Source organism: Burkholderia sp. THE68 (assembly GCF_009938265.1).
In the GTDB taxonomy this organism is placed as follows: Bacteria; Pseudomonadota; Gammaproteobacteria; order Burkholderiales; family Burkholderiaceae; genus Caballeronia.
Map to the genome: position 1 here is coordinate 800,493 of NZ_AP022315.1, position 19,705 is coordinate 820,197.

25 protein-coding genes and 1 tRNA gene are annotated in these 19,705 nt (G+C 64.1%); 13 read left to right on the forward strand and 13 right to left on the reverse strand.

Features of this window, described 5'->3' with window-relative positions:
- The first annotated feature begins 82 nt into the window (after positions 1–82).
- Together BTHE68_RS03805 and BTHE68_RS03810 are read left to right on the forward strand one after the other, a co-directional pair.
- On the forward strand, positions 83–427 hold the full coding sequence (locus BTHE68_RS03805; protein ID WP_162065206.1) for a chemotaxis protein: 345 nt from the start codon (positions 83–85) through the stop codon (positions 425–427).
- Between the two features lie 71 nt (positions 428–498).
- Positions 499–1,461 carry a YihY/virulence factor BrkB family protein gene (locus BTHE68_RS03810; protein WP_232077896.1) on the forward strand — a complete coding sequence of 321 codons (963 nt, stop codon included), beginning with the start codon at positions 499–501 and terminating at the stop codon, positions 1,459–1,461.
- Between the two features lie 123 nt (positions 1,462–1,584).
- On the opposite strand, the gene BTHE68_RS03815 is transcribed toward BTHE68_RS03810, so the two are convergent.
- Positions 1,585–3,075, reverse strand: a complete 1,491-nt coding sequence (locus BTHE68_RS03815) for an RNA polymerase factor sigma-54 (RefSeq protein WP_162065207.1) — start codon at positions 3,073–3,075, stop codon at positions 1,585–1,587.
- A 462-nt stretch (positions 3,076–3,537) separates the two neighbouring features.
- Between BTHE68_RS03815 and BTHE68_RS03820 the strand changes: the two genes are divergently transcribed.
- Entirely contained in the window at positions 3,538–3,879 is a 342-nt protein-coding gene (locus BTHE68_RS03820; protein ID WP_162065208.1) for a BON domain-containing protein, read from the forward strand.
- A 311-nt stretch (positions 3,880–4,190) separates the two neighbouring features.
- The gene (locus BTHE68_RS03825; protein ID WP_035506251.1) at positions 4,191–4,424 is read left to right on the forward strand and encodes a hypothetical protein; all 234 of its coding nucleotides are present in this window, start codon (positions 4,191–4,193) and stop codon (positions 4,422–4,424) included.
- Positions 4,425–4,523: 99 nt separating this feature from the next.
- Here BTHE68_RS03825 and BTHE68_RS03830 read toward each other — a convergent pair whose 3' ends face one another.
- Positions 4,524–4,976 carry a PA2169 family four-helix-bundle protein gene (locus BTHE68_RS03830; RefSeq protein ID WP_162065209.1) on the reverse strand — a complete coding sequence of 151 codons (453 nt, stop codon included), beginning with the start codon at positions 4,974–4,976 and terminating at the stop codon, positions 4,524–4,526.
- Between the two features lie 188 nt (positions 4,977–5,164).
- On the opposite strand from BTHE68_RS03830, the gene BTHE68_RS03835 reads away from it, so the two are divergent.
- Entirely contained in the window at positions 5,165–5,401 is a 237-nt protein-coding gene (locus BTHE68_RS03835; RefSeq protein WP_162065210.1) for a hypothetical protein, read from the forward strand.
- A gap of 57 nt (positions 5,402–5,458) precedes the next feature.
- Here BTHE68_RS03835 and BTHE68_RS03840 read toward each other — a convergent pair whose 3' ends face one another.
- From BTHE68_RS03840 to BTHE68_RS03865, 6 genes are all read right to left on the reverse strand, one after another.
- Positions 5,459–6,031, reverse strand: a complete 573-nt coding sequence (locus BTHE68_RS03840) for a glycine zipper domain-containing protein (protein WP_162065211.1) — start codon at positions 6,029–6,031, stop codon at positions 5,459–5,461.
- A gap of 64 nt (positions 6,032–6,095) precedes the next feature.
- Positions 6,096–6,458: a DUF1488 family protein gene (locus BTHE68_RS03845; protein ID WP_162065212.1), complete on the reverse strand. Its 363-nt coding sequence runs from the start codon at positions 6,456–6,458 to the stop codon at positions 6,096–6,098.
- Complete coding sequence (locus BTHE68_RS03850) at positions 6,455–7,006, reverse strand: DUF4142 domain-containing protein (protein ID WP_232077897.1); 552 nt, start codon at positions 7,004–7,006, stop codon at positions 6,455–6,457. The genes BTHE68_RS03845 and BTHE68_RS03850 overlap by 4 nt, the downstream gene beginning before the upstream one ends.
- 40 nt (positions 7,007–7,046) lie before the next feature.
- On the reverse strand, positions 7,047–7,598 hold the full coding sequence (locus tag BTHE68_RS03855) for a type 1 glutamine amidotransferase domain-containing protein (protein ID WP_162065214.1): 552 nt from the start codon (positions 7,596–7,598) through the stop codon (positions 7,047–7,049).
- A 110-nt stretch (positions 7,599–7,708) separates the two neighbouring features.
- A complete protein-coding gene (locus BTHE68_RS03860) occupies positions 7,709–9,076 on the reverse strand; it encodes an MFS transporter (RefSeq protein WP_162065215.1) in 1,368 nt (455 codons plus the stop codon).
- A gap of 102 nt (positions 9,077–9,178) precedes the next feature.
- Positions 9,179–9,682, reverse strand: a complete 504-nt coding sequence (locus BTHE68_RS03865; RefSeq protein ID WP_162065216.1) for a YbhB/YbcL family Raf kinase inhibitor-like protein — start codon at positions 9,680–9,682, stop codon at positions 9,179–9,181.
- Positions 9,683–9,967: 285 nt separating this feature from the next.
- On the opposite strand from BTHE68_RS03865, the gene BTHE68_RS03870 reads away from it, so the two are divergent.
- Positions 9,968–11,446: a sensor domain-containing diguanylate cyclase gene (locus BTHE68_RS03870; protein WP_162065217.1), complete on the forward strand. Its 1,479-nt coding sequence runs from the start codon at positions 9,968–9,970 to the stop codon at positions 11,444–11,446.
- On the opposite strand, the gene BTHE68_RS03875 is transcribed toward BTHE68_RS03870, so the two are convergent.
- Positions 11,447–11,839, reverse strand: coding sequence for a hypothetical protein (locus BTHE68_RS03875; protein WP_225936198.1), 393 nt, complete (start codon positions 11,837–11,839; stop codon positions 11,447–11,449).
- Between the two features lie 113 nt (positions 11,840–11,952).
- Between BTHE68_RS03875 and BTHE68_RS03880 the strand changes: the two genes are divergently transcribed.
- Entirely contained in the window at positions 11,953–12,654 is a 702-nt protein-coding gene (locus BTHE68_RS03880; protein WP_502710566.1) for a TetR/AcrR family transcriptional regulator, read from the forward strand.
- A gap of 71 nt (positions 12,655–12,725) precedes the next feature.
- Here BTHE68_RS03880 and BTHE68_RS03885 read toward each other — a convergent pair whose 3' ends face one another.
- On the reverse strand, positions 12,726–13,583 hold the full coding sequence (locus BTHE68_RS03885; protein ID WP_162065219.1) for a shikimate dehydrogenase: 858 nt from the start codon (positions 13,581–13,583) through the stop codon (positions 12,726–12,728).
- A gap of 275 nt (positions 13,584–13,858) precedes the next feature.
- Between BTHE68_RS03885 and BTHE68_RS03890 the strand changes: the two genes are divergently transcribed.
- Positions 13,859–15,763: a bifunctional sugar phosphate isomerase/epimerase/4-hydroxyphenylpyruvate dioxygenase family protein gene (locus BTHE68_RS03890; RefSeq protein ID WP_162066772.1), complete on the forward strand. Its 1,905-nt coding sequence runs from the start codon at positions 13,859–13,861 to the stop codon at positions 15,761–15,763.
- Between the two features lie 60 nt (positions 15,764–15,823).
- Entirely contained in the window at positions 15,824–15,988 is a 165-nt protein-coding gene (locus tag BTHE68_RS03895; RefSeq protein ID WP_162065220.1) for a hypothetical protein, read from the forward strand.
- A gap of 7 nt (positions 15,989–15,995) precedes the next feature.
- Here the strand turns inward: BTHE68_RS03895 and BTHE68_RS03900 are convergent, their stop codons facing one another.
- Positions 15,996–16,301, reverse strand: coding sequence for a hypothetical protein (locus BTHE68_RS03900; protein WP_162065221.1), 306 nt, complete (start codon positions 16,299–16,301; stop codon positions 15,996–15,998).
- A 174-nt stretch (positions 16,302–16,475) separates the two neighbouring features.
- On the opposite strand from BTHE68_RS03900, the gene BTHE68_RS03905 reads away from it, so the two are divergent.
- Together BTHE68_RS03905 and BTHE68_RS37230 are read left to right on the forward strand one after the other, a co-directional pair.
- A tRNA-Arg gene (locus BTHE68_RS03905) sits at positions 16,476–16,550 on the forward strand.
- 142 nt (positions 16,551–16,692) lie between these two features.
- Positions 16,693–16,833 carry a DUF6538 domain-containing protein gene (locus tag BTHE68_RS37230; protein WP_353622645.1) on the forward strand — a complete coding sequence of 47 codons (141 nt, stop codon included), beginning with the start codon at positions 16,693–16,695 and terminating at the stop codon, positions 16,831–16,833.
- Positions 16,834–16,932: 99 nt separating this feature from the next.
- On the opposite strand, the gene BTHE68_RS03910 is transcribed toward BTHE68_RS37230, so the two are convergent.
- Positions 16,933–17,238 carry a hypothetical protein gene (locus tag BTHE68_RS03910; protein ID WP_162065222.1) on the reverse strand — a complete coding sequence of 102 codons (306 nt, stop codon included), beginning with the start codon at positions 17,236–17,238 and terminating at the stop codon, positions 16,933–16,935.
- 458 nt (positions 17,239–17,696) lie between these two features.
- On the opposite strand from BTHE68_RS03910, the gene BTHE68_RS03915 reads away from it, so the two are divergent.
- On the forward strand, positions 17,697–18,494 hold the full coding sequence (locus tag BTHE68_RS03915; RefSeq protein WP_162065223.1) for a bestrophin-like domain: 798 nt from the start codon (positions 17,697–17,699) through the stop codon (positions 18,492–18,494).
- Positions 18,494–19,231 (forward strand): class I SAM-dependent DNA methyltransferase, encoded by a 738-nt coding sequence (locus tag BTHE68_RS03920; protein ID WP_162065224.1) that lies wholly within the window; start codon positions 18,494–18,496, stop codon positions 19,229–19,231. Before BTHE68_RS03915 ends, BTHE68_RS03920 begins: the two co-directional genes overlap by 1 nt.
- 54 nt (positions 19,232–19,285) lie before the next feature.
- Here BTHE68_RS03920 and BTHE68_RS03925 read toward each other — a convergent pair whose 3' ends face one another.
- Positions 19,286–19,468: a rubredoxin gene (locus BTHE68_RS03925; RefSeq protein WP_162066773.1), complete on the reverse strand. Its 183-nt coding sequence runs from the start codon at positions 19,466–19,468 to the stop codon at positions 19,286–19,288.
- Positions 19,469–19,705: the final 237 nt, after the last annotated feature.

The following is a 19,705-nucleotide window of genomic DNA, read 5'->3' on the forward strand; positions in this document are numbered from 1 at the left end:
GGGGTTTTTTGATGCTCGAAGCCGAAACGTTCGCGGAACGGGACTTGCGGAATCATCGTCGACACGAACGAAGGAGGTCACGATGAGCGGAAGCACATTGAACCCGCCGGAAGACGACGGCGCGGAATACGGCAAGGGACACGGTACCGGCGCGCTCGGCCCGAGCGACTCGTCGGATAGCGGGTCGGACGTGCAGGGCGAGAAGCGCTATCCGGGCGAGATCGAGGACGAACTCGACGCCCACGCGCTCGGCCAGTCCGAAGCCGAACTCAACAGCGACACGGACCGCTACGGCACGGGCGAAGCGGCCTCGGCGGAAGGCGACAACAATCTGGAATCCGACGCCGATATCCTGCCCGATCAGATCGAGGGCGACGCGCGCGGCCTCGTCGATGAAGACGCCGACCCGGCCGCCGACCGGCCCTGACATAACACGCCGCACGCGATCCGAATACGGCGCGCTCCCTCGGGAGCGCGCCTTTTTTACACGCGCATCGCATGGCGGGGCTAACATCGTCGGTTGACACTTTCGCCGCGTTCACGCTTTCGCCGATGAATCAGGACGTTCCCACACAATCCACGCCCGTCGCCTCGGGCCGCACGACGCGTTTCGGCTGGCTCTCGTGGATCGTCGATCCGATTCAGCAATGGTCGCAGGACCACTGCTCCATGTTCTCGGCGTCGATCTCATTCTTCGCCGCGTTCTCGCTCGCGCCGACGCTCGTCATCGTGATCGCGGTGGCGAGCGTGTTCTTCGGCGCGGATGCCGTGCAAGGCCGCCTCTTCGATGAGATCAGCGGCGTCGTGGGCGTGGATGCGGCGCACGCGCTGGAGGCGATCGTCGCGAACGCGTGGCATGCGGATATCGCGCGCAGCACGGCCATCCTTTCGCTCGCGGGCGTGCTGATCGGCGCATCGGCGACTTTTTCGTCGCTGCACAGCGCGCTCAATGTCATCTGGCCGACGCCGGCGGTAAGCACGCGCGAGAGCATCGTCACGCTGCTGCGCGTGCGGCTGATGTCGTTCGGGCTGGTGGTCGGATCGGGCCTGCTCGTCGCGGTGGTGCTTGTGCTCGATGCGCTTGTCGAATTGCTCGGCCACTGGGTGCTCGGCGATGGCAGTCCGTTCATCGTGCTGTCGGGACTGACGCGGCGCGCGATTTCGATCGGCATGCTGATGCTCGCGTTCACCGTGCTGCTCAAGTTTCTGCCGACGACGCGCATGCTCTGGCGCGACGCCGCGCTCGGCGCCACCGCCGCCGCGCTGCTTTTCGAGGGCGGCAAGCGCCTCTTCGCGTTCTATCTCGCGCACGCGGGAACGGCGAACACGTTCGGCGCGGCGGGATCGCTCGCGATCATCCTCATGTGGCTGTACTACTCGGCAGCGGTGTTTCTGCTCGGCGCGGAGCTGTCGGCGACGGCGGCGAGAAAGCGCACGCACCGGGCATCCGGCTGGCGCTGAGGCGGGCGCGAAAAAAAGGCCGTCCGCGAACGGACGGCCTTCGGCTACGCTCACGTCGCTCAGGCGCCTCGCTTGACCGGGTCGTCGCCGAGCGCTCTGGAGCGTGAAAAGAGCGGGCGCGCTTCAGCTCGCCTGACGGCGCAACTCGGCGGGCGGCACCTTCATCAGATGCCGATACTTCGCCACCGTGCGGCGCGCGACGATCACGCCCTGATCCGCGAGCATCTTCGCGAGACTCACGTCGGACAGCGGATCGCGCGTGTTTTCCTGCGAGATCATTTCCTTCAGCAACGCGCGCACCGCGGCCGCCGAGCACGTGCCGCCGCTTTCGGTGGAAAGCTCGCGCGGGAAGAAGTGCTTGAACTCAAAGATGCCGCGCGGCGTGGCCATGTACTTGTTGCCCGTCGCGCGCGAGATGGTCGATTCGTGCAGGCCGAGTTCATCGGCGACATCGCGCAGTACGAGCGGCTTCAGCGCGATCTCGCCATAGTCGAAGAACGCCTTCTGATGCGACACGATGCATTCGGCGACGCGCTGGATCGTGGTGAAACGCTGCTGCGCGTTACGGATCAGCCAGCGCGCTTCCTGCAACTGCTGCGCGAGCGGCGAGCGGCTCGCGCCCGCCGACTGCGCGAAAAGCTCCGCATACATGCGATGGATGCGCGCACGCGGCAGCACCGCCGGATTGATCGTGACGATCCACTGCCGCTTCGCCTGACGCACGATGACATCCGGCACCACGTAGTTGTCTTCGCTTTGCCCGTAGTTCTCGCCCGGCTTCGGATCGAGGCGGCGCACGAGCGCGCACGCGATGCGCAATTCATCGGCGCTGCAACCGATTTTCTTCTGCAATTCGGCCTGTTCGCGCCGCGCGAGCCGCTCCAGATGATGCGCGACGATCTCGAGCGCCACCGCGCGCCCCGGCGTGTCTTCTTCGAGCGCTTCGAGTTGCAGCGTCAGACATTCCGAAAGATTGCGCGCGCCGACGCCGGGTTTATCCAGCGACTGCACGAGCTTGAGCGCGATGGTGAGTTCGTCTTCGTTCAGCGCGGGCTCGATCTCGACCACGTTCGCAAGCTCGCTCAGTTCCTGACGGAGATAACCATCGTCATCGAGTGCTTCGATGATGAGCTGCGCGATCGCACGGTCGCGTTCGTTCAACTGATACATGCGCAGCGCATCGTGCAGCGTGTCGCGCAGCGATGGCTCGATACGCACCCAGTCGGCGGGATCGGAGCCTTCGCCGTCGCCGTTGTTGCGTGCGGAGCCGCGGCCGAAGGGATCCGACGAGAATTCGTTGACCGAATCATCGCGTGATCCGGTGTCGGCGCTTTGCTCGCTGTCCATGCCGCTTTCGGGCGCGAGCGGCGCTTCGGTCGCGCCATCGGCTGCGCTCGATGCGGTTGATTCGCTCATCGAGTTGCCGTTGTCGGCGCCGAGCGCGTTGTCTTCGGTCTGCGACTCGTCGTATTCGAGAAACGGATTGGTGTCGAGGGCGTTTCTCAGTTCCTGCTGGAACTCCAGTGATGAGAGTTGAAGAAGTCGGACCGACTGCTGAAGTCGCGGCGTCAGGGCGAGCGTTTGCTTCGCGCGGAGTTCGAGTGTAGGCGGCATTGCTTGCTAATCCTCGATTGTTCTAGACGTAATGGGCTGGTTTGCGGGTAGTAAAGCAACAGCCGTGCCATCGTTCGTTAAGCTCTCGCCACAACTACGTTTTTTGCGCTTGGCTTTGTTCTTTCGAAGCCAGCCGCAGGCTGCTTTCACGCAGTTTTTACACGTGCCCAGACAAAAGCACCGCGCGTTTCAGCGCACGCGCCCCGTGCCCCGGCAACGCCGCCGACAAGCGTCGAAGATTTGTTCGAGAGCGTACGAAAGCCTTGACGGGCGAGGCTTCCGAGCGCGCCGTCCACGGTTCTCTTCACGCGATGAACGGGCCCGGCACGCAAGTTGCGGAGGGGAGTACACGATCCGCGTGCTACGGCGCGGACGTCATCGAAGAGCCGCCTCGCGCACGAAGTCGCACGAAGTCGGGCGAACGGGGCGCCAGACCATAATCGACAAAATGGGAGTATTGCCATGAAGACGACTCAATTCCTGAAGGCAGCAGGCGGTATCGCATGTGTGGTGTTCGCGCTGAACGTGAGTGCGCAGACTAATTCGGCATCGTCGACGAGCGGTTCGGACACGTCGATCGGCCAGAAGGTCGACGACAGCACGATCACCACCAAGGTCAAGGCCGAACTGCTCGGCGCAAAGAACGTCAAGTCCACGCATATCCATGTGAAGACGAAGTCGGGCATCGTCTCGCTGACGGGCACGGTGCCGTCAGCCGAGGACAAGACCGCTGCGGAAGAAGTCGTTTCGAACGTTTCGGGTGTTGCTTCCGTGAAGAATCACCTTAAAATCGCCGCCAAGTAATGGCATAGTTCGTATGCCCGGCTTCGCCAAGGCGGGCCGCGGTTGAGTGCCAGCAGCACAGAACCCGCGCGGGGTTCGACGAATCGCCGTACACGGCGAGGAATCGGACGAAGCGCGGGTTCGCACATTGGGGCCCGGGTTTGGATTGTCGGGTGCTTCAGTCGCAAAGACGCTTCACGTAGTGCGTATCACCTCGCAGCACTTCGAAACTTAAAAACGAGTACGACCGTTCAGGGCGTCACTCAGACAGGCGGTTCTCGAATGCGCAGCAGCCCGGCATTCAGAGGCCCCGGCAAAAAAAGGAGCTCTTCATGAAGACGAAAAAGATGGCATTGATCGGCGCGCTCGCGCTGGCGTTCTCGACGGCGGCCTTCGCGCAGGCAGCATCCGACGCGGCCACGGCAGGCGCCGACGCTGGCGCGCACGCGAAGAAGCAGAAGGGCACCTATCTGCATCAGCAGGACAAGGCGCACAAGCTGAAGGGCGCGTCGGCAGCGGCGGCGGCTTCGGCGCTCGGCACCAACGACAAGGGCCAGCCGCAGTAAGCGCAGCCCTCGTACGCTTGACGGACAAACGGCCGCATTGCGCGGCCGTTTGCTTTTTCGCGGCCCGTGGCGATTGCCGGGGCCGCGCGCATCATCGCATCAGGACTTCGCGGCCGCGTACTGATCGCGCAGATCGCGGATGCGGTCGTGATTTTCCAGCACGCCCTGGTACTGGCGCTCCACGATGGCGCGGATATCGGCGGGCAGATCCTTGTCCAGCGCCTCGCGATAGTTCTTTTTCGCGGCATCCTCGCCGCGCTCGCATTCCGTGAGGATCGCGTGATCGCTGTGGCCGGTCACGGCCGATTTCACATCGACCCAGCCGCGATGCAGCGCGCCCGCCACTGAGCCGCCGGTTTCGGGCTTGCCGCCGAGCCGCGCGACGATGTCCTGTAGTTCGCGCGCGCCTTCCGTACACTTCTGCGCGCGATTCTGAAACAGCAGCTTGAGGCTTGGATCACGCGTATCCTCTGCCGCCTTGAGAAAACCCTTTTCCCCGTCCTTCGAGGTTTCGACGAGATCGTTGAGTACCGATACGACGTTCGTGCTCATATAACACCTCCCATTGGTTTCGACATTGTCACGGCGCACTCTCCCGGCGGGATGCGGCTCGCCGATTTATAGCGCACGCGGCGTGCCCGCGTCATTCGATTCGCGGCATATCACTTGCTGTCGATACGGCATTACAGCGCGCGTCCGGTCCGCGAGACGCGCGCAAGACACGGCAACAGGAGAGCGTAGTGAAAATCTTCAACCGGCTCGCGAATCGCGAGTCTCTGATACTGGTGGCGATCGCGGCATCCGCGATCACCATGCATGTCCGTCAGCACACGATCGACGCGCCGGCAGCGCGCGCCGAGTATGGGCGCGTCTGCGAACCGCACGCCGCGCAGGACGGAAAGGCGCGCGTGCTGCCCGCCGATTGCGGTATCCGGGCGAACCTCCCGCGTCATCACGCGCGCTCGACCTGGGTCTGAGACAAGAAAAAACGCCCGCACGATGCGGGCGTTTGCATCGACACATCCAGAGACTCATCACGCACGCGTGTGCGCGAACTCGCCGACCGGATGCGGCGGCTGCAGCGGATCGAAGTCGCTCCAGCGGCCTTGCTGCCAGCGGCCCGACGCGCGCTCGACATCCATGCCGCCCGCTTCGCGCAGCGCCGTCGCGGCCTGTTCCTGCGTTTCCGGCGATACATGCACGGCGACCAGCACGCCCGCATGGCGCGCAGGTTCTTCGGCATGCCCGGCATGGCCCGGCTTTTTCGTATGCGACATCGCGCCGACGAGCGAGCCGACATAAGCGCCGACGCCAGCCGCGATCACCGAGACGAGCAAGGGCGCATGAAAGACCGCGAAGATCGCCGCGCCCACCACGGCGCCAGCGACCGCGCCGATCGTCACGCCCTTGCCGGCGCCCTTGGGCGCGGCGCTCGCGCCTGCATCCGTGCCGACATCGCCGCCGACCGGATAACGCGCGTGCTGGCCGCTCGGATTGACGAAAAAGAGCGTCACGTCTTCTTCGATGAAGCCGCGCGCAAAGAGCTTCTGGGCTGCCGTTTCCGCGGCGCGAAAGGTCTGAAATCGGCCCGCAATGATCAGGGACATGTTCCCTCCTTGTTGGCTTTGGGTGGTACAGGGACAGCTTGGCTGCGCTACACGACGCGTGCGCTCAATCCGGCTCCATGCCCGCGACGCGGAACAGGCCGCTCCTCAGCACGGCGGGCTGGCCGCCGTTGTCGTCGAGCACTTCGGCGCACACGGCGCGGATGCGCGCCGAGCCGCGCGCGAACGCGTCGAGCAGATGTTCCTCGCGTGGCGACTCCGCTCCGAAGTGATCTTCGAGCGCTTCGGCGGTGATCGAACACACGACCGGCTCGCCGTCGATGAGCGCGGCGAAGTGGACCGCGAGGTCGTCGCCGTCAAAAACGGGGGCTTCGTCTGCGAACGTGATGTGCATGGTCGAGTCCTCATAGGCGGGGCGGGAGGTCGAACGGGAGGCGGCCGCGAGCGCGGCGACATTCGCGACGCTCATGATGCCGCCTTCGCTTTGGCGAGCTGCTGCGCCATCTCGTAGTGATGGCTGATGATCGGAAGCGCCTTGCTCGCGGCCGCCTTCATCGCGGTGTCGTTGCCGCTTTCGCTCTCTTTCCTGAACAGTTCGACGGCCTTCTGATGCCCGCCCACGGCTACCTTTTCAATATAGGCCTTGTCGAACTCCGCGCCCTGAAGATTTTGCAGACTGCCGATCACGGCCGTATCGGCGGCGGGCGGCGTGGTGATGCCGTGGCGTTTCGCCAGCACGTCGAGATTGCGCGCGAGCTTCGTGTGATCGACGATCATTCGCTGTGCGAACTCCCGCACCTGCCGGTCGCTCGCATGGGTGAGCGCGAGCTTGCTCGCGGCGAGTTCCGTTGCGCCCGCCTGGCCGGCGTCCTGCAGGAACTGCTGATCGACGGGCGAGAGCTTCTCGCTCTGCACGGCGCTCGCGGCGCGCACGGTCTGGGCCTGCGCGGCCGGCGCGAACTCCGCCGCGGCGGCCAGCGACAAGGCGACCGCGCAGGCCGCGCGTGCATATGACATCGACAATATCGGCATCTGCTTTCGCTCCCGTTGGATGAAATCAGGCGGCGTGAGCCCGGCCGAGCGCCTCGATCAGCGCCTGGTTGAACGCGGGCAGATCGTCGGGTTTGCGGCTCGTGATCAGATTGCCGTCGATCTGCACTTCCTGATCGACCCACGTGCCGCCGGCGTTGCGCACGTCGTCCTGGAGACTCGGCCAGCTCGTCATCGTGCGGCCCGCGACGATGCCCGCCGAGATCGGCAGCCAGCCGCCGTGACAGATCACCGCGATGGGCTTTTTCGCCGCGTCGGCATCCTTCACGAAGCTTTGCGCTCGGGCGTCGAGGCGGATCGCATCGCCGTTGACGACGCCGCCCGGCAGCACCAGCGCGTCGTAGTCGGCGGCGGTGGCGGCATCGAAGGTGACGTCGACATTCACCTTGTCACCCTTGTCGACGTGTCTGAAGCCCTGAATCTGGCCGGGCTTCTGCGACACGATATCCACCTGCGCGCCGGCTTCCTTCAGCGCGCGTTGCGGTTCGACGAGTTCTGCCTGCTCGAATCCGTCGACAGCGAGGATCGCGACCTTGCGGCCGTTGAGGGAAATGGCCATGAACACACTCCTTGTTGCTGATTGCGAACGTTCCGCGACTGGCGGAATGCTTGCCCGCAATTTCAGCAAAGGCTGTGCCCAGCGCGAAGAGGCGCGATGTAGAGGACGGGTCAGGCAGGCTCGACGCTGTGCTTGCCGGTGAGCCTCAGCACGCTGACCACGCCGGCGACCGCCGCGAACGCCGCCGCGACGGCGAGCGCGATCACCGCGCCTTGCTTCGGCGCGACGCCGAAGATCAGCGCCACGAGCGCTGCGCCCAGCGTCTGCCCGGTGAGGCGCGCGGTGCCGAGCATGCCGCTCGCGCCGCCGCTGCGATGGCGCGGCGCGGACGCGAGCATCTGACGATTGTTGGGCGACTGGAAAAGCCCGAAGCCGAGCCCGCAGACCGCCATGCGCCAGGCGATGTCGAACGCGCCCGGATGCGCGCCGACGCTCGCGAGCAGCACCAGGCCGACCGTGAGAATGGCGAGCCCGATGCCGCCGAGCAGCCCGGCCGAATAGCGATCCGCGAGCACGCCCGCGAGCGGCGCGACGAACACGATGACGAGCGGCCACGGCGTCATCAGAAAGCCCGTCTCGACCTGGCTCATGCCGAGCGAGTCCTGCAGCAGAAACGGCAGCGAAACGAACGCGAGCATCTGCGCGCAGAACGAACACACCGACGCCGCGACCGACAGCGCGAACACCGGAATGCGCAACAGATCGACGGGTAAAAGCGGCGCGCTTTGCGTCAGTTGCCGCTTCACGAAGAAGTAGCCGATGACCGCCGTCGCGATGAGTTCGCCGACCAGATACGGGCGGTGCTCGCCATGCCCGAAACCATCGACCGCGACGATCGCGATGCCGAAGAACAGCGCGTTCATGATCGCGCTGATGTAGTCGTAAGGCTGTCGATGCCCAGGCGTGCGCGGCATCGACTTCCAGCCGATCGCGAAGGCCGCGAGGCCGATCGGCACGTTGATCGCGAAGAGCCATGGCCAGGTCGCGACGGCGAGCACGCCCGAGGCGACCGTCGGCCCGATCACCGACGAGATCGCGACGACCGTCGCGTTGATCGACACGCCGCGCCCGAGCTGATCCTGCGGATAGATGATGCGAACCAGCGCCGTGTTGACGCTCATGATGCCCGCCGCGCCGAAGCCCTGCACGACGCGCGCGATGGTGAGCGTAACGAGCGAGCCCGACAGCGCGCACGCAAAAGACGACACCGTGAACAGCGCGAGCCCCGCCATGTACACGCGCCGGTAGCCGATGCGATCGCCCAGCGACGCGAGCGGCAGCAGCGAAATGGTGATGGCGAGCTGATACGCGTTGACGACCCAGATGGAATCGGCGGGCGACGCGTTCAGATTGCGCGCGATGGTCGGCAGCGCGACGTTGGCGATGGCGCCGTCGAGCACCGCGAGCGTGATGCCGAGCGCGACGACGGCAATGGCCCAGTATCGCTGGGGCAGCGGCAGACCTTGATCGGAATCCATCGATGGGCGGGAAGTGGCGGGCGGCGCATTGTAGGACGCGCCGTTTTCAAATGGCTTGTAGGGCTGCGGCGCGGCCGCAGTGGGCCGCGCCGTGCGGGGCGCTTACTTCAGCTCGTAGAGGCCGGTGTAGGTCGCCGAATCGATCTCGTTCAGATGCGTCATGAAGCGCGCGACCGCGTTGGTCGTGTTGACGTCGAGCGGCAGGTTTTCCGCCGACAGCGCATGAATGCGGAAGATGTAGCGATGCGGCTTGTCGCCGCGCGGCGGCGCCGCGCCGCCGAAGCCGACCGTGCCGTAGTCGTTGCGAAGCTGCAGCGCGCCTTGCGGCAGCAGACTGCCGTCGGCCTTGCCGGCGTTGCGCGGCAGCGAGCGCGTGTCCGGCGGAATATTGACGACGATCCAGTGCCAGAAGCCGCTGCCCGTGGGCGCGTCCGGATCGTAGACGGTGAGCGCGAGACTGTGCGTGTCGGCGGGCGGATCTTCCCATTGCAGCGCCGGGGAAACGTTCTCGCCCGAGCCGCCGAACGCCTGCTGGTCGAACTCCTGCGCATGCGTCATGAAGCCGTTGGCCGGAAATTCATCGGACCAGATGCGGAAATCAGCCATGAGAGTCGTGCCTCCTTCTTCTAGCGATGTGAATGGATGCGGCACAGCGCGCCGATGATGCGAGCGGTGCAGCAAACGTGCCCGGGCGGAGCGCCCCGAGAGTGCGCGCGGCGCGGGCGAAGCCAATCGAGTGTAGCATCCGCCCCCGATATCCGGCATGAGCGCAAACGCCGCGCCCCGGCACAGGTGCGGCGTCGATTCGGCCCTCGAAAACTGACGCGCGCTACAATAATGAGATGAATTCCGCGACCTATTTTTGAGCCGGCGCGAGCCGAAAGGATGACCATGCCAAACGACCCGCGCCGCGCTGCCGGTCAATTCATGCCGGCGGGCGTGCCGGAGGACGATGCCGACATGTTCGACCTCGCGCCCGTCTCCCTTTGGCTCGAGGATTTCAGCGCCGTGCGCGAGCAGTTCGAGCGCTGGCGCGCGGCGGGCGTCACCGACCTGCGCGCGTTTCTCGCCGAGAATCCCGAACGCATCGCCGAATGCTCGTCGCGCATTCGCGTCGTGAAGGTCAATCAGCGCACGCTGTCGCTGTTTCACGCGAAGGACGTCGATCATCTGGTGCAGAACCTGGATCGCGTGTTTCGCGACGACATGCTCACCACACACGTCGACGAGCTCGAACAACTGTGGTCCGGCAAGCCGCGCTTCGTGAGCCAGACCGTCAACTACACGCTCGACGGCGCGCGCCTCGATGTGCTGTTGAAGGCGGTCGTCCTGCCGGGGCACGAGGACACGTGGAGCCGCGTGCTCGTCACCATCGAGGACATCACCGAGCTCGAAGCGATGCGGCGCACGGCCGCCGCGAGCGAACTCTACGCGCGCGGGCTGTTCGAGCATTCGCCGGTGTCGTTGTGGGTGGAGGATTTCAGTTCCGTGAAGGCGCTGCTCGATGATGTGCGCGAGCGCGGCATCGTCGACTTTCGCACCTTCACCAACGTGCATCCGGAATTCGTCGAGCGCTGCATGCAGGAAATCCACGTGCGCGACGTGAATCAGCACACCTTGCGCATGTTCGCCGCCCCCGATAAGGCGACGCTGCTCTCGCGCCTGCCCGACGTGTTCCGCGACGACATGCAGCAGCACTTCCAGGAACAGTTGATCGAGTTGTGGGACGGCAAGCTGTTTCATCAGCGCGAGGTGCTCAACTATTCGCTCGATGGCAGCGAAGTGCACGTGCATCTGCAGTTCTCGGTGTTTCCGGGACATGAAGCGCGCTGGGATCTCGTGCTGATCGCGCTGACGGACATCACAGCGCGCAAGAAGGCCGAGGCGTATCTGGAGTTTCTCGGCAAGCACGACGTGCTCACGAAGCTCAAGAACCGCTCGTTCTACATCGACGAGATCAATCGCCTGGAGCGCAAGGGTCCGTTCCCGGTCACGGCGGTCGCCGTCGATGTCAACGGGCTCAAGGCCGTCAACGATCAACTCGGTCACGCCGCCGGCGATGCGCTCTTGCGCCGCGCGGGCGAAGTGCTCGGCAAGGCGGTGGAGAAGCCGTTTCAGGCGGCGCGCATCGGCGGCGACGAGTTCATGGTGCTGCTGCCCGGCACCGACGAGCGCGGCGGCGAAGCCGTGATCGACAGCATTCGCCAGTTGCTCGAAGTGAACAACCAGTTCTATTCGGGCATGCCGCTATCCTTCGCGATGGGCGCGGCCACCGCGCACGAAGGCGAGCGCCTCGAACCGACGCTGCAGCGCGCCGACGCCGCGATGTACGCCGAGAAGCGCGCGCACTACGACGGCAGGAACGCGTGATTACTGCTGCTGCTGCGTGACTTCGTCGATGCCGCGATCGAGCGCCGGGCACGCCTCGCCGATTTCCTTCTTGTACTCGGCGGGATTGCTCGTCTTGAGCTTGGCGAAGCGATCGACGGTCGGCTGCGCCTGCGCGAGACCGAGCTTCCATTCGCCGTCGAAATCGGGCGCGTCGGGGTAGCTCGTGCGGACGACATCCTTGAAGCGCGCGACTTTCGCGGCATCGATATGACACACGTCGGCGGCGCCGCGCGCGATGTTCGCGCTCGTCATGACGCCTTCGGCGGCCATAAGCTGTTTCGACGACGGGTGGCCGGGCGGCAGCGCGGTCTGCGCCAGCGCTCCAAATGACACACTGAGAAACGAGGCGGCGAGCAGGCTAGAACGCTTCATGCGCATATGATTTTCGATTTGTGTGGGGTGAAAAAATTATAGGTGAAGCCCTCGGCGTCGAACGCCTGTTATGGCGAGGATGCGCCAATATCGCGTGCTAGAATCGATTTTCAATGCCGTTCTCAGACAGAAAAATGAAAAAAGGAAGCAAGGCCGCCAGTCCTGCGCCCTCGTCGACCACAGTAGAAGGGCGGCGCAAGTACGATCCTGAGGAGACCAAGCGGAACATTCTCGACATCGCCACGCAGGAGTTTTCGGCGATGGGCCTCGCGGGCGCGCGCGTCGACGCCATCGCGGAGCGCACCAACACCACGAAGCGCATGCTGTACTACTACTTCGGCAGCAAGGAAGGGCTGTACGAAGCGGTTCTGGAGCAGGTCTACGGCGATATCCGCGCGCTCGAGCAGGAATTGCAGCTCGCGGAGATGGAGCCGGAGGAAGCATTGCGCGAATTCGTCGGCTTCACGTTCGACTATCACGACAAGCATCGTGATTTCGTGCGGCTCGTGACCATCGAAAACATTCACGGCGCGAAGTACATCGAACTGTCGAAGACCTTCAAGGCTCGCAACTCGACCGTCGTGAAGACCATCGAGGATCTCATCTCGCGCGGTGTCGCGGCGGGCACGTTTCGCGACGACGTCGATCCGATCGACCTGCATCTGATGATCAGCTCGTTCTGCTTTCACCGCGTGGCGAACCGTCATACGTGGGGCGCGGCATTCGGGCGCGATCCGTCGGGCGTGCGCTCGCGTGCGCGTCATCGCGAAATGATCGTCGATGCGGTGTTGCGCTACATGCGGCGCGACGGCTGATCCATTCTTCGCGCAGATGACAAAACGGCGACACGCTCACGCGGTCGCCGTTTTTTCGTCGCTATCAGGCTTTAGCGTTCCAGCAAGGTCTGGAAATGCGCGAACATGCGCTCGGCGTCCGGCTCGCAGCCGGTGAAGATGCGCAATGCATCGACTGCCTGGCACACCGCCATGCCGCCCCCGCTCACGGTGCGGCAGCCGAGCGCCTTCGCCGCTTTCAGCAGTTCTGTTTCGAGCGGGAAATAGACGATTTCCGCGACCCACAATTCCTTGTGCAGATACTCGGCGGGCAACGGCATGCCCGGCAGCTTCGCCATGCCGGTCGGCGTCGCGTGGATGAGGCCGCTCGCGTTGGCGAGCGTCTCGCGCAGGTCGCCGCCGCTTTTCACGACGCGATCGGCAAAGCGCGCGCCGAGTTCGGCGGCGAGCGTGGCCGCGCGTGCTGCGTCGGAGTCGAACAGCGTGAGTTCGCGCGCGCCCATCGCGAGCGCCGCGTGCGCGACGGCCGCGCCCGCGCCGCCCGCGCCGAGTTGCACGACGCGCTCGAGCGGCGCGCCGGGCAGCCCGCGCTGGAACGCGCGCGCGAAGCCCGACCAGTCCGTGTTGTAGCCGATGCGCTTGCCGTCCTTCAGCACCACCGTGTTCACGGCGCCGAGCGCGCGCGCGTCGGAATCGAGGTCATCGAGCAACGGGATCACGCTTTGCTTGCACGGATACGTGATGTTCAGGCCGTCGTAGCCCATGCGTTCGGCGGCGTCGAGCAGATCGGGCAGGGCGGTCGGCTCCAGTTTCAGCGCCTGCAGGTCGATGCGCCGGTACACGTAATTGAGGCCGAGATTGCCGCCTTCCTTTTCGTGCATGGCCGGCGTGAGCGAGCCGCCGATGCCCGATCCGATCAGGCCGATGAGGTACGAAGTCTTGTTGGTCATGCGAGCGCTCCGGCATGGATGAGCACTGCATGCTGCAGTGCGAAATTGAATACGTCGCAGTGTGAACGTGCGCGCGAACCTTGTCGGTTCGTGTTTTCACTAATTTGTACGGTCTAGTTAGTTTGTTATTATCTCGCAGAATGAGATGGATTGCGTGCGTGGACGAGGATTTGCGCGTGTGTTATCCGTCGTCCCCGGCGCGGACGTCCTACACTGACAGCAACCGCACCCGATCCATCCGCATCTGCAATCAGGAGGCAGCGATGCTGCGTTCAATCCGGACATCCATCGCGACGGTATCCATCAGCGGCACGCTTCCCGAGAAGCTGCGGGCCATCAAGGCCGCCGGTTTCGACGGCGTCGAGATCTTCGAGAACGATCTGCTGTATTTCGACGGCACGCCCGCCGACGTGCGCCGCATGTGCGCCGACCTCGGTCTCGAGATCTACCTGTTTCAGCCGTTCCGCGATTTCGACGGCGTGAGCCCCGAGCGGCTCGCGCGCAACGTCGAGCGCGCGAAGCGCAAGTTCGAGCTGATGCACGAACTCGGCACCGACCGCATTCTCGTGTGCAGCAACGTGTCGCCGGACACGATTCGCGACGACGCGCTGATCACCGATCAACTCGGCGTGCTCGCGAACACCGCGGAGCAGGCAGGCGTGATCGTCGCGTACGAAGCGCTCGCGTGGGGCCGTTACGTGAACTCGTACAAGCACGCGTGGAAGCTCGTCGATGCGGTGAACCATCCGAGTCTCGGTCTTGCGCTCGACACCTTCCACACGCTGTCGATCCGCGATTCGGTGGAGGAGATCGCATCGATTCCGGGCGATCGCATCGCGTTCGTGCAGATCGCCGATGCGCCCCTGCTCGCGATGGACGTGCTCGAATGGAGCCGCCACTATCGGTGCTTTCCGGGGCAGGGCGCGTTCGATGTCGCGGGCTTCACGGCGCGCGTGCTCGAAGCGGGCTACAAGGGGCCGCTGTCGCTGGAAATCTTCAACGACGGCTTTCGCGCCGCTCCGACCGCGATCACGGCGGCGGATGGTCATCGCTCGCTGCGCTTTCTCGAAGAGCAGACGCGCGAACTGATGGGCGCGATGGGCAAGGACGTGCCGCCCGAACTGTTCAATCCGCCCGCGCCGCCGGAGCATATCGGCTTCCAGTTTCTCGAATTCGCCGTCGACGACTCCACGCGCGAGCATCTCGCGCGATGGCTCGGCAGGCTCGGCTTCAGGCTCGCGGGCAAGCATCGCTCGAAGGATGTCGCGCTGTACCGGCATGGCGCGGGCTCGATCGTGCTCAATGCGGAAGCCGATTCGTTCGCGAGCGCGTTTTTCCAGAAGCACGGCTTGTCGCTGTGCGCGTCCGCCTTTCATGTCGACGATGCGAAGCTCGCGTTCGAACGCGCCGCGGCGTACGGCTCGAAACCGTTCTCGGGAAGCGTGGGCCCGAACGAGCGCGTGGTGCCGGGCGTGCAGTCACCCGACGGCAGCCTCGATTATTTCGTCGACGAAGCGCCGGGCGGTCCGACGCTCTGGGAGTCCGATTTCATTCTGACCGACATCGACGGGCCGTATGAAGTGGGGCCGCTCTCGCGTATCGATCACGTATGTCTTTCGCTGCCCGCCGATGCGCTCGACACGTGGGTGCTGTTTTTCCGCAGCGCGTTCGGCTTCGAGACCGAGGCCGCCGTGCTCGTACCCGATCCGTACGGACTCGTGCGCAGCCGCGCGGTACGCAGCCGCGACGGCTCGGTGCGTATCGCGCTGAACGCGTCGGTGGACCGTTATACGGCGGTGTCGGAATCGCTGTCGACGTATCGCGGCTCGGGCCTGAACCACGTCGCGTTCAGCACGCCGGATATCTTCGATGCGATTCCCCGCCTGGAAGCCGATGGCGTCAAATTCCTGCGCATCCCGCGCAACTACTACGACGACCTGGTTGCGCGCTTCGGCCTGCCCGACGAGCAGATCGACCAGATGCACGAGCACAACATCCTCTACGATCGCGACGAACGCGGCGGCGAGTTCTTTCATGCGTACACGGAGCAGCTCGATCAGCGCTTCTTCCTGGAAGTGATCGAGCGGCGCGGCGGCTATGACGGCTATGGCGCGGCCAACGCGGCGGTGCGGCTCGCGGCGCACGCGCAACAGCAGCAGCGCGCGCGTCAGGCGGCGTGAGACGGCGCGTGCAGTGACCTAGAATTCAAGCATGGCGGCATCGAAGAGCGGGAGGGCGCCATGTGGGATTTTTCGAGCATTTTCGTCGGACTCGCGTGCCTCGCGACGATCGTCATCGTGCTTCTCGCGCAGGGCTGGCGCGACGAGCATCGCAAGCGTGTGGCGGCGCGCGATCACGCGCATCGGCATCCGCTGCGCGAATGGTGGCTGAGGCATCGTCATTGAAGCGTGCTCAGGCGCCTGAAGACGTCCCGCCGCCGGCCGCGGCGACGGGCGCTTGCTCACGTTCGCGCCCGGCGGCTTCGAAGGCGTCGATATGCAGATACAGGCGGTGCACCGTCTGTATCTGCGTGTGGGAGAGATGTGACTGACGGGTGATGGATGCCAGCCGCTCGCGCCAGTACGAAGGCGGCAGCAACGGCCCGCCGAGATCGCACGACAATGAACGACGCAGCACCCGTTCGAGGTGCGTCAGGTCCTGGTCTGCCAGCAACGCCGAGAATGCGCCCTGCGGCTTGATATCGGGAAATGGGTCCATTACTCCGATGGCGGCAGACTTCGGCGCGACTTGATAGGGATAAACCCTTGGTTCTCGAGCTTTTTATCGACGCGTGCTGAAGCGTCCGATTTTCTTCGCGTTCCAGCCGATCACGCCGATGGCGTTTGCTATACTCTGCGCTCGCTCGCCGACGCGTCGGCCGGGCGCGGTCCACTCCCCGTAGTTCAATGGATAGAACGAGTGCCTCCTAAGCGCTAGATGCAGGTTCGATTCCTGCCGGGGGGACCAATTTCTGCTCTACAGTTCGTCTCTCTTCCCCTCCCAGTAAGGCTCTAAAGGTTTCGTAGGTCTCCGTGGTGTACCACTTGCTGCACCAACGGACGTACCAACGATGACCTTTTCCGCCTCAGCAACACTATGTCCGTAGAGAATCGCTACCTTTGGGAACGTTCCGGCACCGGGTCCATATTGGTTCAAGCGCAAGGTGCCCAAGGGTCTCGTGCCGTTCGTCGGTAAGACATGGGTCCAATTCACCTTGGGAACTAGAGACTTCAAGCCGCAGCGCGGTTAGTTTCGAAACATGCACATCCGGTAATTCGCCCAAGCTCTTCGTTGCCGGAACTCATCAACCTGCCTATCGGTCGGCAAGCCACGCTCTGTCAGATATGAGCTACCTACAAACCAGCAAAACAACTGCCTGTATTTCGTGACTGGCGATAAGTAAGACCATGACAATTGGCAGGAAAAGCCAATGCCAATCCTTCGGAATTCGGAAAAACGTCATGATCGCGCAGCAAACGGATATTGCAAGGAAGAACGCGATAGACACAACAGCAGGTACTAAAAATCTCCTATCCGGCGTATAGAAGAATGCGTGCGGGCACCCGATGTAGCCGAGAAGGGCAATGGCCACAATGACAGCGAAAAGTGATGTCGCAAATGTCATCCACGCACGCACATCCACACCGTCACTCATCTGCTCAGTCCCCATAGAATCGATGCGCGAAAGTCTACACGGCTCCCGCCTCGCTAAAATGGGCTATTCGACGTTTCTCTGCTAGGGGCCCCCAATAGGTCCACCGGTTGACAATCACCGGGTCGGAAAAACACATCATCAGCATCTGATAGCCGCCCCCGGCTGTACCAACCTTGCCATATCGTCTGTACCAACAACGACCATATCTCACTTTGCCTGTCGAATTGAAATGCGGCCAAAGCCTTGATAGGCTTACGTTTCATTGCGAACGGTCACCTACAAAAAAGAACCATTGTGCCTGCCGGGGGACTAACGTCCCGCTTGCCGCGTGTCGCGGCTTTCTGCTGCTGTCTCTTCTCCCGCTCCGCTCGCTCGAACATCCCTTACACATTGAACCGTAAGCTGTTTCCCGCCGATAATGCGACCACTCAAGACTCGCCCTAACGGCTCATGCGTTCATGACCGAAATCCAGTCCGCAGTGCTCGTCTTCATTCTTCTTCTGGCCAGCACGGGCCTAGGCGCGATCGTGCGGCCGCTCCTGCCCGAGGAGCACAAGGCGCAGGAAACGGTGCAGCTGGTTCAATTGCTCGTCGGCATGTTGGTCACGTTCGCGGCGCTCGTGCTCGGCCTCTTGACCGCATCGGCGAAAACGGTTTTCGACACCACCAACAGCGACATGCGCGGCTACGCGACCTCGATCATCGAGCTCGATCGGGCGATGCGCGACTACGGCGCCGATCTCGATCAGGCGCGCGACCTCCTGCGCTCCTACACGGCGGCGGCGATCGCCAGCACGTGGCCGAACGAGCCGCGCCCGACCGGCGTCTACCCGAACGTCGCGCCACCGGAGAACCCCGACAGCCTCGCGAGCAACACGCTCGGCGAGATATTGAGCCGCGCCCAGCACGAAGTGCGCATGCTTCATCCACACGATGACTATCATCGCCAGCTCGCCGCCGATGCCGCCGCGCGCTTCGAGCAATTGATCGCGCTGCGCTGGAAGCTGGTCGAGGAGGCGCACGGGTCGATTTCCTATCCGTTCGATCGCATTCTGGTCGGCTGGCTGCTCATCATCTTTCTGTGCTTCGGGCTGATCGCGCCGCGCAATGCGCTTTCGCTCGTGACGATCATGCTCGGCGCGCTGTCGATCGCGTCGGCGGTGCTCGTGATCCTCGACCTCGATACGCCGTTCAGCGGCCCGATCATGGTCGGCAGCCAGCCACTGCGCGACGCGCTCGCGTATCAGAGCCGTTGATGCTCTATACCGATCCGCGTCTCGTCGCGCTGTACGACGCCCTCAATCCGTTCGCCGACGACACCGCGTTCTATCTTGCGCTGGCGGAATCGGCGCGGCATGTCGTCGATCTCGGCTGCGGCACGGGGCTGCTCGCCTGCGAACTGGCGAAGCGCGGGCATCGCGTGACGGGCATCGATCCGTCGCCGCAGATGCTGCAAGTCGCGCGGGCGCGCCCGGAGGGCGACGAGGTGACGTGGATCGAAGGCGATGCGACCGCGCTGCCGTTCGTCGGCGCGGCGGATCTGCTGGTGATGACGGGCCACGTCGCACAAGTGTTTCTCGACGATGCAGCGCTTCTGGCGACGTTCGAAGCCGCGCGCCGCGCGATTCGGCCGGGCGGCGCGATCGCGTTCGACAGCCGCGATCCGGCAGCGCGCGCGTGGGAAAACTGGACGCCGGCGCGTTCGTCACGACGCATCGAAGCGCCGGACGGAAAAGCGGTAGAAGTCTGGCAGGAACGGCACGCCGCGCCCGATCCGCTCTCGACCGGCCGCGTTGCGTTCACGACGCACTATCGCTTCCTGTCGACGCCCGAAGAAACGCTCGGCGCGCCGAGCGAGTTGCGCTTTCGCACGCGCGACGAACTCGCGCGTCTGCTGACGCAGGCGGGTTTCGCGCACATCGACTGGTACGGTGACTGGCATCGCGCGCCGGTGGACGAAGCGAGCCGCGAGCTGATCGCGGTGGCGCGCTGAAAAATGCAACGAATATGAAACGATGGAGCCGCGCGCCAAGCGCGGAGGCACGAATCAGAACTCGACGACGACGAAGTCGGCCTTGCCCACGTCGCACAGCGGGCAGCGCCAGTCGACGGGAATGTCATCGAAACGGGTGCCGGCCGGGATGCCTTCGTCCGGCACGCCTTCTTCCTCGTTGTAGATCCAGCCGCAAATCAGGCAGACCCAGCTTTTGTATTCGATGACTTCGCTCACGACAGACTCTTGATTCGAAAGGGATAAATGGACCGCGTGCGGTGCAGTACGGCACTTTTTGCGGCGACCCGGCATCTTACCGGAATCGGCGCGATCGTTCCGCGATCCGGCCGCCGTCGCGACGCCGTGCTGCATTGCGCGTTTCCGCAGGATGGTCCGGATACGCGTGCCCGAAAGCCCGGTGTATGCTTTTCGGGTGTCCGGCGCCGCATTCACGCCATCGACCGGTTTCACAAC

Coding starts and splice junctions, on each gene's coding strand:
- BTHE68_RS03805 (WP_162065206.1), top strand. CDS start 83: ATGAGCGGAAGCACATTGAACCCGCCGGAAGACGACGGCGCGGAATAC.
- BTHE68_RS03810 (WP_232077896.1), top strand. CDS start 499: ATGGCGGGGCTAACATCGTCGGTTGACACTTTCGCCGCGTTCACGCTT.
- BTHE68_RS03815 (WP_162065207.1), bottom strand. CDS start 3,075: ATGCCGCCTACACTCGAACTCCGCGCGAAGCAAACGCTCGCCCTGACG.
- BTHE68_RS03820 (WP_162065208.1), top strand. CDS start 3,538: ATGAAGACGACTCAATTCCTGAAGGCAGCAGGCGGTATCGCATGTGTG.
- BTHE68_RS03825 (WP_035506251.1), top strand. CDS start 4,191: ATGAAGACGAAAAAGATGGCATTGATCGGCGCGCTCGCGCTGGCGTTC.
- BTHE68_RS03830 (WP_162065209.1), bottom strand. CDS start 4,976: ATGAGCACGAACGTCGTATCGGTACTCAACGATCTCGTCGAAACCTCG.
- BTHE68_RS03840 (WP_162065211.1), bottom strand. CDS start 6,031: ATGTCCCTGATCATTGCGGGCCGATTTCAGACCTTTCGCGCCGCGGAA.
- BTHE68_RS03845 (WP_162065212.1), bottom strand. CDS start 6,458: ATGAGCGTCGCGAATGTCGCCGCGCTCGCGGCCGCCTCCCGTTCGACC.
- BTHE68_RS03850 (WP_232077897.1), bottom strand. CDS start 7,006: ATGTCATATGCACGCGCGGCCTGCGCGGTCGCCTTGTCGCTGGCCGCC.
- BTHE68_RS03855 (WP_162065214.1), bottom strand. CDS start 7,598: ATGGCCATTTCCCTCAACGGCCGCAAGGTCGCGATCCTCGCTGTCGAC.
- BTHE68_RS03860 (WP_162065215.1), bottom strand. CDS start 9,076: ATGGATTCCGATCAAGGTCTGCCGCTGCCCCAGCGATACTGGGCCATT.
- BTHE68_RS03865 (WP_162065216.1), bottom strand. CDS start 9,682: ATGGCTGATTTCCGCATCTGGTCCGATGAATTTCCGGCCAACGGCTTC.
- BTHE68_RS03870 (WP_162065217.1), top strand. CDS start 9,968: ATGCCAAACGACCCGCGCCGCGCTGCCGGTCAATTCATGCCGGCGGGC.
- BTHE68_RS03875 (WP_225936198.1), bottom strand. CDS start 11,839: ATGAAGCGTTCTAGCCTGCTCGCCGCCTCGTTTCTCAGTGTGTCATTT.
- BTHE68_RS03880 (WP_502710566.1), top strand. CDS start 11,953: ATGCCGTTCTCAGACAGAAAAATGAAAAAAGGAAGCAAGGCCGCCAGT.
- BTHE68_RS03885 (WP_162065219.1), bottom strand. CDS start 13,583: ATGACCAACAAGACTTCGTACCTCATCGGCCTGATCGGATCGGGCATC.
- BTHE68_RS03895 (WP_162065220.1), top strand. CDS start 15,824: ATGTGGGATTTTTCGAGCATTTTCGTCGGACTCGCGTGCCTCGCGACG.
- BTHE68_RS03900 (WP_162065221.1), bottom strand. CDS start 16,301: ATGGACCCATTTCCCGATATCAAGCCGCAGGGCGCATTCTCGGCGTTG.
- BTHE68_RS03910 (WP_162065222.1), bottom strand. CDS start 17,238: ATGAGTGACGGTGTGGATGTGCGTGCGTGGATGACATTTGCGACATCA.
- BTHE68_RS03915 (WP_162065223.1), top strand. CDS start 17,697: ATGACCGAAATCCAGTCCGCAGTGCTCGTCTTCATTCTTCTTCTGGCC.
- BTHE68_RS03920 (WP_162065224.1), top strand. CDS start 18,494: ATGCTCTATACCGATCCGCGTCTCGTCGCGCTGTACGACGCCCTCAAT.